Origin of the sequence: Pedobacter suwonensis (genome assembly GCF_900111825.1) — a bacterium.
In the GTDB taxonomy this organism is placed as follows: Bacteria; Bacteroidota; Bacteroidia; order Sphingobacteriales; family Sphingobacteriaceae; genus Pedobacter; species Pedobacter suwonensis.
Genome location: NZ_FOJM01000012.1, coordinates 174,392 through 186,841, shown reverse-complemented (window position 1 = coordinate 186,841; position 12,450 = coordinate 174,392). Strand labels below are relative to the sequence as shown.

Sequence of the window (12,450 nt, the reverse complement as noted above, 5' to 3'; positions counted from 1 at the left end):
TGCATTTAAAACATTATTTTTATAGTCTATGATCCGGCAACCTGTAATCTTTTTTGATGGCGTTTGTAACTTGTGCAATTCATCTGTACAGTTTGTTATCGCGCATGATCAAAAGAACCAATTTAAATTTTCGGCGTTACAGGGTGATTATGCCAAAGAAATGCTGCCAAAATTTAATGCAGATCCGGAAAAGTTGAATACCATTCTATTGCTGGAGGATGAAAAGCTCTATACCAAATCATCAGCGGCACTGCGGGTGGCCCGCAAAATGAATGGATTAATTCCCTTGCTTTATACATTTATCATCGTTCCCAAATTCATTCGTGATTGGGTTTACGACAGGATAGCTAAAAACCGTTACAAGTGGTGGGGAAAGCAGGAGAGTTGTTGGGTGCCAACGCCCGAATTGAAAGGTAAGTTTATTGCTTAATTTGATTGATTGTTTTTCTTTCCACGCGGTGTCCACAGCCACAGCGATAACACAATCAGTGGGATACAGATGCTTAACGAAATGACAATAAGGATCGGGCGCTGTTTAACCATATCTGCTTCCTGAGAAAGGAAAACATATATTGCTTCTTTAATGGCAAATAGGGTAATGATGGTACAAAGGACAGCAAATAGTTTACGCATAATTTTGTTTTGAATGCAAAGATTGCATAAATTTTTAGAAACAGGAAAGATGCTGGCCTAAATCAGCATGGCTGAACAGTCAACAAAAAAAGTCAGCCGGATTACTCCAGGCTGACCTGTGTTTACCAAATACACAAAAATTACTCGGCTGTTTTAACCGGAGTTAAATTTTCTAACTCTTTTTCAGAGAATAACCGGTAATGTATTTTGAAGGTTTTCTGCATTGGAGTTTCTAAAGAAAAACCACCTACGCCGAAACCATCCAGCACATCTAACGTAAAGTGCGAAAATTTCCAGTATTCAAAAAGATCCCTGTCTACCCAAAATTCGCAGCCTTCTACTTCACCCAAACAAACATCGCGCATCCGCAGGTAGTATCCTCCCTTTTCGAAGCATTGAGGCTGTGTACCTTCACAACAGCCACCAGCCTGGTAAAACATGAGTTCTCCATGCTTTTCTTTAAGTACTGCAATCAGCTCCTTTGCTTTTTGTGTACTGTCTATTCGCTCGATCATGAAGTTAATTTTATAATTGATTTTTAGAAGCAGAGATTTTTATGGTTGATGGTCAGGTGGTTGATAGACTTTATATTTGTTTCATTTATCTCAGTATTTAGTTTTGATGAAACACTAAGCTATGAACCAGCAAACCATCCACTATGATCTAACTAAAAGAAACCTAATTTGTTTTTATCGTAAGAAATCAACATATTTTTAGTCTGACGATAGTGGCCCAGCATCATTTTATGGTTTTCCCTGCCTACACCTGATTGTTTGTAGCCACCAAAAGGAGCACCTGCTGGATAAGAATGATATTGATTTACCCAAACACGACCTGCCTGAATAGCTCTTGGTACCTGGTAAAGTTCATGAGCATCGCGTGTCCATACCCCTGCGCCTAAACCATATAAAGTATCGTTTGCAATCTCAATGGCTTCTTCAACGGTTTTAAAGGTCGTTACCGCCAACACCGGACCAAAGATCTCTTCCTGGAAAATCCGCATTTTATTATGACCCTTAAAAATCGTTGGTTTTATATAGTAACCGCCACCCAGTTCGCCAGGTAGTTCATTTACCCCTCCACCAGTTAATACTTCTGCACCTTCTTCTTTACCTAATTTGATGTACTGTGCAATTTTTTCATATTGGATTTTCGAAGCCTGCGCCCCCATCATCACCGTTCTATCCAGCGGATTACCAATTTTTATTGCTTCGGTTCTTTCGATTACTTTTGCGATAAATTTTTCGTAAATATCTTCCTGAATTAATAAACGCGAGGGACAGGTGCAAATCTCGCCCTGATTTAAGGCAAACATCACCGCACCTTCCACTGCCTTATCTAGAAAAGCATCATCTTCTGCCATTACCGAGCTAAAAAAGATATTTGGCGATTTTCCACCAAGTTCCAGGGTAACAGGGATGATATTTTCAGTAGCATATTGCATCACCAATCTTCCGGTAGGGGTAGAACCTGTAAATGCTGCTTTTGAAATTTTAGGATTAGTAACCAATGCCCGACCAAGTTCTGATCCGAAGCCGTTTACCACGTTAACCACACCCGGAGGCAGTAAATCACCGATTAATTCCATTAAAACCATAATCGAAACAGGTGTGCTTTCTGCAGGTTTTAATACCACACAGTTACCTGCGGCCAGCGCAGGGGCCAGTTTCCAGATACCCATCAACAAAGGGAAGTTCCAGGGAATAATTTGTGCCACTACGCCAATAGGCTCGTGTACGATTAAGGAAACTGTATTTTGATCAAGTTCTGACAATGAACCCTCTTCTGCACGGATCACACCGGCAAAATACCTGAAATGGTCTATGCCAAGCGGTAAATCAGCAGCTAAAGTTTCCCTAACCGCTTTTCCATTGTCGATGGTTTCGACAGTGGCCAGGTATTCGAGGTTATCCTCCATCCTTTGTGCAATCTTATTTAAGATAATGCTTCTTTCGGTAGAAGAGGTTTTGCTCCAGGTTTTAAAAGCCTCATGCGCAGCATCAACGGCTAATTCTAAATCTTCTTTCGTAGAATGGGCCGCCTTGGTAAAAACCTGACCGTCGATCGGCGATATATTATCAAAATACGCACCTTTAACCGGTGCTACAAATTTTCCCCCTATATAGTTATCATAGTGGGATTTGAATGAAGGTTTCTCAATTAAATTTTCCATAATTATTATTGATAATTAAATTTTAAAAACCATTCTGAGCGGGTTTGATATAGGGTTTTTAATGGTATGGCTCATCATGATTTTACGGTAATAAGATTTGGCTGATACAAACCTAATGGCAAATTGGGTGGTACAGATAGGATAATCGAATCAATTGATAGCATTATTGTTTCAGGTTTTGTAACCATTTTATAACCCGACCTGCTTTAAAGGTCAGCCAGTGGAAATGATGTTATATTGCCGGATAACAAGGCTTTCGGATGACCGTTTGAAAAGCTGGAAATCACTATATTTGATTATAGTAATAGTCTAACCAAATTATTTCGGTTTATGCAACATACATTAGATCAGGTAAATCTCAGTGCATCGGAAACCTTGCAAACTTTGGTAGAGAACAGAACTTCTTATACCTTGGAGCGCTGTGAATTAAATGTTTTCGAAACTTATACCCAATCTTATAAGGTTCCCCTCACTTTTAACGATTTTGTTATTACGAGCATGCTGAGGGGCAAAAAGGTGATGCATTTGTTTGATAAAGAGGGGTTTGACTATTTTCCGGGTCAGACCGTTATTGTTCCTCCATCGGTTACCATGGAGATTGATTTTCCGGAAGCCACTAATCAAAATCCTACGCAATGTATTGCCCTTGCTATTGACCAGGAACAGATCCAAAAAACGATTGCTTATTTAAACGAGTTTTTCCCAAAGGAGGGAAGTAACGAAAAATGGTTGCTGAACTATGATGAATACCATTTTTACAACAATGAAGAAATTGCCTACCTCATTAATAAAGTCATCCGGATTTGCGCCGAACGTAGCAAGGAAAAAGATGTGCTGGCCGACTTAACCTTAAAAGAATTGCTGGTGCGCATTATGCAGACTCAAAATCTTAAAACCGTCAGCGATGAAGGTTATAACATCAATCAAAATCCATTGGCCTTTGTACTGAACTATATTAAAACTAACCTGAACGAGAAGATCAGCATCAATAGCTTGAGCGATAAGGCCTGTATGAGCAAGGCCACGTTTTACCGCTTGTTTAAACGCGAGCTGGGCATTAGTCCCAATGATTTTATCCTGGCAGAGAAAATTAATAAAGCCAAGATCTTACTTACCCGGCCTGGTGCAAAAGTGGCTTCGATAAGTTATGAATTGGGTTTTAACGATGCCAATTATTTTATCAGGACATTTAAAAAGATCGTCGGCATCACACCTGGCACTTATCAGGTACAGTTAGCAAAACAGATCATCCACTAATTTTCCAGATACCTTTTAGAATAGGTAATTCCCATTAAATCGTATCGTTTAAACTGCGTTTTTAATCTTTTCTGAAAATCCGGATAATTGAGTTTGTCTTTTGGACTCCACAAAATTTCGCTCAGGGCATCTAACCTTGGGAAAAGCTGATATTGTACTTTAGCAGGAGTGGTGATGTATTCGGTCCATAAACAGCCCTGCGCACCCCAAATGTATTTTGCCTGTTCGGCATTTAATTCAGTAGGTATGGGTTCATAATTGTAAACATCAATCAGGGGCGAAAACTTATTTGCAGCCAGGCTATCTTCTTTTACGAACTGTCTGTGGTTAAAATACATGGTATTTTCTGGCGTCATGATGGCTTTATGGTTTTGCCTGGCCGACTCAATGCCTCCTTTCTCTCCCTGCCAGCTCATCACCACCGCATTTGGTGCCAGGCCTCCCTGTAAAATCTCGTTCCAGCCAATAATGGTTTTACCTTTGCTGTTTACAAATTTCTCCATCTTGCGGATAAAATAACTTTGCAGTTCACTCTCGGTTTTTAAGCCGTTGGCTTTCATGATCTGTTGAGAAACAGCTGATTGTTTCCACCATACTTTAGCAGCTTCATCACCGCCAATGTGGATATAAGGAGAGGGGAATAAATCCATCACCTCTGTTAGAACATTTTCTAAAAACTTAAAGGTAGTGTCAGAAGCCTGCAGTACATTGTTGTATTTGTTCATCATGCCCCAGGTTTCGGCTACGGTGTACTTTTTGTTGGGTTCGGTGCCTAATTCCGGATAGGCTGCCAGTAAAGCCATGCTGTGCGCAGGCATTTCAATTTCCGGGATAATAGTGATGTAACGTTTAGCCGCATAATCTACTACTTCTTTAATCTGTTCCTGGGTATAAAAACCACCATGGCGTATGCCGTCAGTTTTAATTACAGCATCTTTTGGTGTGATTTTAATTTCGTTGGTCAGTACCTGATATTTAATATTTTCGTTGCCTTTTCCTGGCCATAAGCCAATAATACTCCCATTGCGCCAGGCACCAATTTCGGTTAGTTTAGGATATTTTTTAATTTCAATCCGCCAGCCATGATCATCGGTTAAATGCCAGTGGAAATAATTCATTTTATGCATTGCTAAATAATCAATGTACTGTTTTACAAAGGCAACATCAAAAAAATGACGGCTTACATCAAGGTGCATGCCACGGTAGTCGAAGCGGGGGTAGTCGGTTATAGAAACCGCAGGAATTTGAAGCGGAAAGTGTTTTGAAGTTGGCAATAGCTGAATCAAGGTTTGGATACCTTGGAAGATGGCTGTGTCAGATCTACCGCCTATAATAATTGATTTATTCGTAACCGTTAAGATGTATTCTTTTGGATTAGAAATTTTATCACTTAGTATCAAATTTATAGCGTTGGTTCGGTTTATGTCCGGAATTCTAGTTGTTTTGAGTTTGAATTTATAGTTTAAACTAAGATAGTTCTGTAGGAATTCTATCGATGCAGTGGCAGAAGAATCGTTTGAATATAATACTGTAGTGCTATCTATTTTAAATGGCAGCTCATTCGGATTGGGTTTCAATTGTACAGGCTGTGGGATAATATTAATCTCCTGCGCAGCAAGTTTAAACGAAATAAGGATCAGAAACAAAAAGATAATTTTTTTCATGCTGAAAAAACTAGGTTAAGCTTTTCAAAAGTAGTGATAATAGGAGGGATGTACAGAATAAGTAGAGGAGAATGGATTATTTTGTTACATAAAAGTAATGACGTCATTTCGAGCGAAGTGCAACGCAGTCGAGAAATCTGTCTCAATAGATCTCTCCGTTTCGCTGGGCTTCAGTCGAGATGACGTTTCGAGGTAACTTCCTAACTACTAACGATTTATTAAGAAAATCCCCTAGCTCCGTGTTTCCTTGGCTGCTATAGGTTGTAGGGTAAAAAATAATCCTGTAAGGTTTTTGAAACCTTACAGGATGGGGCAAAAAAAAATCCCGATAACTTTCGCTATCGGGATTAATATTTCAGTTAAAAAGAACTAGCCTTTTTTAGCTTTACTTTCTTCGCCTTCTAATTGCGATTTCAATTGAGCCAATACGTCTAAGTCTCCTAAAGTAGATTTCTCTACAGAATCTTTAACTTTTTTAACCGCAGTTACAGCAGCTTTAGCTTCTTTTTTCTTAGCATTTCTTTCTTCTGCTACAGCTTCAGCTTTAACCTCTTCCCAAATACGGGCGTGAGACACTACGATACGTTTTGCTTCTTTGTTGAATTCAATGATTTTGAAGTCATTGGTTTCTTCAGCTTTAACTGAAGTACCGTCTTCTTTAACCATGTGTTTAGTTGGTACGAAACCTTCTACACCATAAGGTAAAGCAATAACAGCACCTTTATCAGTTACTTTAACAACAGTACCCTGGTGAACCGAATCTAAAGTGAAGATCGTTTCGAAAGTATCCCAAGGGTTTTCTTCTAATTGTTTGTGACCTAAGCTTAATTTACGGTTATCAACGTCTAATTCTAAAACAACAACGTCTAATACATCACCAACTTTAGTGAATTCGTTAGGGTGGTTTACTTTTTTAGACCATGATAAGTCAGAGATGTGGATTAAACCATCAATACCTTCTTCGATTTCAACAAATACACCGAAGTTAGTCATGTTTTTAACAGTTGCCTGGTGCTTGCTTCCAACTGGGAATTTAGCAGCAACTTCTTGCCATGGATCGTTAGATAATTGTTTAATACCTAAGCTCATTTTGCGTTCGTCTCTGTCTAAAGTTAAAACTTCAGCTTCGATCTCATCGCCAACTTTTAAGAATTCTTGTGGATTTCTTAAGTTTTGTGACCAGCTCATTTCAGAAACGTGGATTAAACCTTCAACACCAGGGATGATTTCTAAGAAAGCACCGTAATCTGCAACAGTTACGATTTTTCCTTTTACTTTAGAACCAACCTGAATGTCAGTGCTTAAATTCTCCCATGGGTGTGGAGTTAATTGTTTTAAGCCTAAAGCGATACGTTTTTTCTCATCATCGAAATCTAAAACAACTACGTTGATTTTTTCATCTAATGATAATACTTCTTTCGGATGCTCTATGCGGCCCCAAGAAATATCGGTAATGTGAAGTAAACCGTCAACACCACCTAAATCGATGAACACACCGAAATCAGTGATGTTTTTAACAGTACCTTCCAATACCTGACCTTTTTCTAATTTAGAAACGATCTCTACTTTTTGACTTTCTAAATCGTCTTCAATTAACACTTTATGAGAAACAACTACGTTTTTAAACTCATGGTTAATTTTAACAACTTTAAATTCCATTGTTTTACCCACGTATACATCGTAATCGCGGATAGGTTTAATATCAATTTGAGATCCTGGTAAGAAAGCCTCAACGCCCATGATATCAACAATTAAACCACCTTTAGTACGGCTCTTAACGAAACCGTTGATGATTCTGTCGTTCTCAAGCGCCTCATTGATAGCTTCCCATGATCTTTGGGTTTTTGCTCTTTTGCGGGAAAGGATCAATTGACCGTTAGCATCTTCTGGTGCTTCAACGAAAACGTCAACTGAATCGCCGATTTTTAGATCTGGTGTATCACGGAATTCTGAAGTAGAAACCAAACCGTCTGATTTGAAACCTACGTTTAATACTACATCTTTGTTGTTGATTGAAACAACAATACCGCTGATGATTTCACCTTTAGTGATCTGGTTGAATGTTCCGGCATACATATCTTCAAACTTTTTACGGTCTGCTTCATTGTAATTACCAAAAACTTTTTCATCTGCATCCCAGTCGAAATCTTCGCTTGGTGTTGCTAATGATGATTTGATCGATTCGATCGAAACTGAATCAGCTTCTGATTCAATTGTTTCTTTTTCAGTCAGGCGTCCGCCTTCTCCCTGAAGTTCAGCTGTTTTAGCCGCTAATTCTTTTTCTGCTACTTGTTTTTTAGCCATTAATTAATTGTCTCCTTTTTTCCCTATTTAGGGATTGCAAAGGTAAAAATATTTTAATTAATAGAAAAGATTTTTTTAATAAATCTTGCTGATTTTTAGCTGATTATAATATATCGGTCCGTCATCCTGAATTTATTTCAGGATCTGGGCGAAGAGGCCTATAACTTTATAGATTGATTTTTTATAATGATTTGAAAATGAGCGTACCGTATTTTATCGGGGGCAGCAGTCCCGCTATCGCTTATAGTCCTCGCTGCGCTCCGGGCTATTCCGCTTTATCGGGTTTATAAACAAGGGACTGTGCACAAATATCTACCAAACATTTCCACGGAAAGCTTACTAAAGTAAAAAATAAAAAAAAATGTCATTCTGAGTGATAATTATTGTTCAAAAATCAATAATGAATAGACAGATTGATAAAGAATTTTAATGGAATCGAAGTCTCGTCATTTCGACCGCAGTGGAGAAATCTTTTAACATAGTTTAAAGATTTATTGCAATTCTAGTTCAAAGATTTCTCCATTTCGCTGCGCTACAGTCGAAATGACGGAGATTTTTTAAATCTTTCATTGATAGCCTTTCGAAGGACGATCGCTTACCCTTCCAAAAGATTCTAACCACGAAGTAGCTACAAGGCCATTGAAAATATTATTTCTACTTGTAAAACAACTTCAGAATGACGATTTGCTGCTATCTTTTCGTAAAAGTTCCCCTGGTAAAACCTTCTCCAATTAATGTTTTTTCATCCCTGATTAAAAGCATAATGGTGTTCTGCTGATCGTATAATTTAATCATATCGCCATCAATTACATATTTTGAGGTAAACACAGAATCGGTATAGGCATCGGTAACGGTTACTGAATCTTTTGACTTAAAATTGAAAGTTTTATACTGTATATCTTCATTGCTGGCAAAGGTACCTGTTACCACTTTTGCCTGTATAAAAGTGATATAACAGAAATACCCGATTACCAAAATTACAATTACCGAAAAACCGATCAGAAACTTATTGCCACTGGCATATTTAACCGAAAAGTATAATATGGTAATCAGTATTAAGGCAACCACAGCAAAAAAGATAATGTTCGTATAATCCTTTTTTTCCAGAGGTACAGATGCCGTGATGCCTGTTTTTTCAACTTTTGCCTTTACAGGCGAAATCCTGATCAAAAATTCTTTGCTAACCCATCCTTCACCATTGGTTACTTTAATTTTATAAAAACTGGTGTTAGAAGAATCGATTACGGCAACATTTTCATTTTTAGGCAGGTAACCAACAATTTTACTTTTCGGATCAGCTTGTTGCCTAACCCTCAAATCGTCAACAGTTACACGATACATGTCGGCACTTGTTGTTTGCGGAGCGGCATCAGGCTGCGCAGCAGTTGCTTGTGGTGTTGTAGGTTTAGCAGCAGGGGCAATTTTTTCAACGAAATCTTTGCTCACCCAACCTTCGCGGTTTTTAAACTTTACTTTGTAAAATTTGGCATCACTGGCATCTAAAACCGTAACTTTTTCATTCTGAGCTATATTTCCAATAATCTTACTTTTAGGATTGCTGCTTTCCCTAACACGCAATTGATCGGCCTTTACACGATACAAATCTTGTGCGCTTAAACGATTAGCAAAAAAAGAAAGAGCAATGAGGAGGAAGAAAATTCTAGTCATAAGTATAAGTTTCTGCGAACAGTTTAATAAGTAATCGCAAACACGCTATAAGCAAACACCGTGCTAAGTGTTTCAAAATTAGAAAATACTTTTAATAGCTAGGGATAAGTTTGAAAAAAGGAATTATCTTTCTTCAGAAAGCTTCTTTTATGCAGTCTGATGTTTTCTTGGCAATCACATAAGCTAAATTACCAGCTTCCACCAGTGCCACCACCGCTGCTACTGCCACCGCCCCAGCTACTGCCAGAGGAAGATGATGAACTGCTGCCAGATGAAGACGAACCGGACGACGAACCCGATTCAATCAGCATCGCTAAGGTAATCCATTTAATAAACTCTGTTTTTTTACAGAAGCTGCACTCGTTTATGATTTTGGCTTGTCCCTCATGGCTGTAAGTAGCCTTTTTAGTGGTTACCTGTTTGTTGAGCTCGTAGGTACGGAAATAACAATCAGGACATTCAGTATAATTATTATAAGCTTCTGCAGGCCATGGCTTGATAAGATGTTCCTGATGATCAACACTTTCCCATATATCATAATCATAGGCTTTTACTATTTCCTCCTGACGCTGGCCTTTTGTTAAAAAAGGCTTACCTTCAATATTAATATCCCTGTCCAAACGCACCATTTCCCGTCCCTTACTATCCAGTACAGCTTTAAACCGATTAATATTCTTTACCCTTTTAAATAAATAAAGCAGGATACTGATTAAAATAAAGGGAGAAAAGATGATCAACCAAAAGTTTTTTTTATGGAAGCTACTTACCGAATTAAAAAAGTTTTTATCGTCATTATGGATACTCCGTAACGCTGAAATGTGGAAAAGGTACCTGCCTAAAAGTACAAGCGCCAAAATAACATACAAAATAACCGGAATATTTTCTGGTCTTATTTTTTCAACTAAGCTGAAGCCATTAAAAAAGATGAATATAAAAACAGCTACAAAAATAACCATCATAGCCACCGCGCAGCCTTTTCCTATCTTTTCATATTGCTTCCCATCTGATTGAGGTTTATCTTTTAATACCTTTTTTGCCTGCCGGTTTACAATTTTAAATGCACCCCAAAAAAGCAGCAGGATGATCCCGGTAGGTAGTAAGAAGTTTTCAAAATCACTGTTGCTTTTTTTGGGGGTGAACAATTGATTGAGCTCTGATTTGTTTTCAGGATTTAAAATGATTGCTCCAATGGCATTGATGGTATTGGTAATTCCTGTGGCGAAATCATTTTCCCTAAAAGCAGGTAAAAGTTGCTGTTCGGCAATATGTTTGAGCTTTACATCAGGCAGAACACCTTCAACGCCTGTGCCCGTAATAAACCTGTACTTTCGCCGCGTTTTCGAAATAAATAACAATAAACCATTGTTGCTGGTTTTTGAGCCGATTCCCCAGGTATTGAACAATTCGTATGCAAAGTCGAAATCTTCCTGATCATGGTCAAAATCATTAACCACCACAACCGCCACCTGCACATTAGTTTCACGCTCAAAATCGGCAATGGTATTGTTGAGCTGTGCTACTGCTCCGGCACCCAAAATGTTATCGGGGTCGCTAACATAGCCACCTCCATTTTTTTTCGGATCGGGTATATCTCTTACCTGATAGGCCGTTTGCGCAAAAACAAAATTGCCTAAAAAAAGGAAAATGAAGAGGGCGAGAGGTTTTATTAAATGTTTATTGAGCATCGTATAAATTTATGGCCTCATCATTTAACAAACAGTTGGCGGTATGGTTTACTCTTTTAAAATTTTTGCCAATACTTTATCCAGTTTTGCTTTATCTTTCATATAAGCCTCCAAATTGTAAAGCTGTACTGTTTTGAATTCTATCGGGTGGCTTTCGCTCTGTAATGAAATATAACCTGATGTTAAGGCTTTACCATCTGTTTTAACTTTTGGGTCGAAATTTGAAACATTACCACCGCCAATTTGAGGTTTGGTATATTCTAAAACCACTTCGCCATCAATAATGTGCTTGATCACAGAATCGCCTAAAACTAAAAATTCTGCGGTCACCCATTGGTCGCCAGCATAAGTTTTGGATTTAGAATCCAAACAGTGTGGTGTAAACAATTTACCATTATAATTAATCAGGGTTCCGGGAGTACAAACATTGCTGGTGTGGCGTTCATGTTCACCATCTCCACCCAAAATCTGTCCTTCGATAGAGATCGGGAAATCCTGGTCTTTTAACATGGTAGCCGGGTCCTGGCAATGCAACATAGCGCCGCTGTTACGGGTAGCCCAACCTTCGCCACCTTTAGCCTGCTCGCCTACAAAACGATAGGTTACTTTTAAAAGATAGGCTGAAAAAGGCTTTTTATAGAAAATGTGTCCGTATTGCTGGTCAAACTCATTGTAGCCATCATAACTTACTTTCATTACACCGTTCTCTACACGGAAAGTATTCGCATAATTTTCATTGTAGTCGTGTTTGGCAATTTTAATGTTCCAGTCTTTTAAATCTTTTCCGTTGAAAAGGTTGATCCAGCCTTTTTGGGCATTTGCATTTAAAATAAAGAAGGATAGAAATAATGCAGTAAGGTAAATTGATTTTAATTTCATAGCAACATTTGGTTTTGGTGCTAAAAATATAAATTTTTTCCTGAAGTCAATGTTCAATAGCCGGATAGTTCATAATCGATAGCCTGGATTGAACATCTATATAGACCTCTTCATTAAGCTTCGCAACAGTCGAGATGATAAACATCTGTCAGAATATGTTGATCGTAATGACTAATTAACCAATGAC

The 12,450-nt window shown here is 38.3% G+C and carries 10 protein-coding genes; 2 read left to right on the top strand and 8 right to left on the bottom strand.

Annotated features, from left to right (window positions below; translation table 11 throughout):
* The first annotated feature begins 28 nt into the window (after window positions 1-28).
* Window positions 29-430, top strand: a complete 402-nt coding sequence (locus BM107_RS16435) for a thiol-disulfide oxidoreductase DCC family protein (protein WP_090985288.1) — start codon at window positions 29-31, stop codon at window positions 428-430.
* On the opposite strand, the gene BM107_RS16430 is transcribed toward BM107_RS16435, so the two are convergent.
* The 3 genes from BM107_RS16430 to BM107_RS16420 all read right to left on the bottom strand — a co-directional run bounded on the left by BM107_RS16430 (window position 427) and on the right by BM107_RS16420 (window position 2,806).
* The gene (locus BM107_RS16430) at window positions 427-633 is read right to left on the bottom strand and encodes a hypothetical protein (protein WP_090985285.1); all 207 of its coding nucleotides are present in this window, start codon (window positions 631-633) and stop codon (window positions 427-429) included. The two genes, BM107_RS16435 and BM107_RS16430, sit on opposite strands and share 4 nt — an antisense overlap.
* A gap of 140 nt (window positions 634-773) precedes the next feature.
* Window positions 774-1,148, bottom strand: a complete 375-nt coding sequence (locus BM107_RS16425) for a DUF779 domain-containing protein (protein WP_090985283.1) — start codon at window positions 1,146-1,148, stop codon at window positions 774-776.
* A 152-nt stretch (window positions 1,149-1,300) separates the two neighbouring features.
* Window positions 1,301-2,806 carry an aldehyde dehydrogenase family protein gene (locus tag BM107_RS16420; protein WP_090985280.1) on the bottom strand — a complete coding sequence of 502 codons (1,506 nt, stop codon included), beginning with the start codon at window positions 2,804-2,806 and terminating at the stop codon, window positions 1,301-1,303.
* Between the two features lie 330 nt (window positions 2,807-3,136).
* Between BM107_RS16420 and BM107_RS16415 the strand changes: the two genes are divergently transcribed.
* A complete protein-coding gene (locus BM107_RS16415) occupies window positions 3,137-4,063 on the top strand; it encodes an AraC family transcriptional regulator (RefSeq protein WP_090985278.1) in 927 nt (308 codons plus the stop codon).
* Here the strand turns inward: BM107_RS16415 and BM107_RS16410 are convergent.
* The 5 genes from BM107_RS16410 to BM107_RS16390 all read right to left on the bottom strand — a co-directional run bounded on the left by BM107_RS16410 (window position 4,060) and on the right by BM107_RS16390 (window position 12,263).
* The gene (locus BM107_RS16410; RefSeq protein WP_090985276.1) at window positions 4,060-5,727 is read right to left on the bottom strand and encodes a beta-N-acetylhexosaminidase; all 1,668 of its coding nucleotides are present in this window, start codon (window positions 5,725-5,727) and stop codon (window positions 4,060-4,062) included. The two genes, BM107_RS16415 and BM107_RS16410, sit on opposite strands and share 4 nt — an antisense overlap.
* A 369-nt stretch (window positions 5,728-6,096) precedes the next feature.
* On the bottom strand, window positions 6,097-8,031 hold the full coding sequence (gene rpsA, locus BM107_RS16405; RefSeq protein ID WP_090985274.1) for a 30S ribosomal protein S1: 1,935 nt from the start codon (window positions 8,029-8,031) through the stop codon (window positions 6,097-6,099).
* Between the two features lie 690 nt (window positions 8,032-8,721).
* Window positions 8,722-9,699, bottom strand: a complete 978-nt coding sequence (locus BM107_RS16400; protein ID WP_090985273.1) for an SH3 domain-containing protein — start codon at window positions 9,697-9,699, stop codon at window positions 8,722-8,724.
* Between the two features lie 188 nt (window positions 9,700-9,887).
* Complete coding sequence (locus BM107_RS16395) at window positions 9,888-11,384, bottom strand: TPM domain-containing protein (protein ID WP_090985271.1); 1,497 nt, start codon at window positions 11,382-11,384, stop codon at window positions 9,888-9,890.
* Between the two features lie 48 nt (window positions 11,385-11,432).
* The gene (locus BM107_RS16390; protein WP_090985269.1) at window positions 11,433-12,263 is read right to left on the bottom strand and encodes a 3-keto-disaccharide hydrolase; all 831 of its coding nucleotides are present in this window, start codon (window positions 12,261-12,263) and stop codon (window positions 11,433-11,435) included.
* Between the last annotated feature and the right edge of the window lie 187 nt (window positions 12,264-12,450).

Bases quoted from the DNA above. Each gene is read 5' to 3' on its own strand.
- BM107_RS16435 (WP_090985288.1), top strand. From the start codon at position 29: ATGATCCGGCAACCTGTAATCTTTTTTGATGGCGTTTGTAACTTGTGC.
- BM107_RS16430 (WP_090985285.1), bottom strand. From the start codon at position 633: ATGCGTAAACTATTTGCTGTCCTTTGTACCATCATTACCCTATTTGCC.
- BM107_RS16425 (WP_090985283.1), bottom strand. From the start codon at position 1,148: ATGATCGAGCGAATAGACAGTACACAAAAAGCAAAGGAGCTGATTGCA.
- BM107_RS16420 (WP_090985280.1), bottom strand. From the start codon at position 2,806: ATGGAAAATTTAATTGAGAAACCTTCATTCAAATCCCACTATGATAAC.
- BM107_RS16415 (WP_090985278.1), top strand. From the start codon at position 3,137: ATGCAACATACATTAGATCAGGTAAATCTCAGTGCATCGGAAACCTTG.
- BM107_RS16410 (WP_090985276.1), bottom strand. From the start codon at position 5,727: ATGAAAAAAATTATCTTTTTGTTTCTGATCCTTATTTCGTTTAAACTT.
- rpsA (WP_090985274.1), bottom strand. From the start codon at position 8,031: ATGGCTAAAAAACAAGTAGCAGAAAAAGAATTAGCGGCTAAAACAGCT.
- BM107_RS16400 (WP_090985273.1), bottom strand. From the start codon at position 9,699: ATGACTAGAATTTTCTTCCTCCTCATTGCTCTTTCTTTTTTTGCTAAT.
- BM107_RS16395 (WP_090985271.1), bottom strand. From the start codon at position 11,384: ATGCTCAATAAACATTTAATAAAACCTCTCGCCCTCTTCATTTTCCTT.
- BM107_RS16390 (WP_090985269.1), bottom strand. From the start codon at position 12,263: ATGAAATTAAAATCAATTTACCTTACTGCATTATTTCTATCCTTCTTT.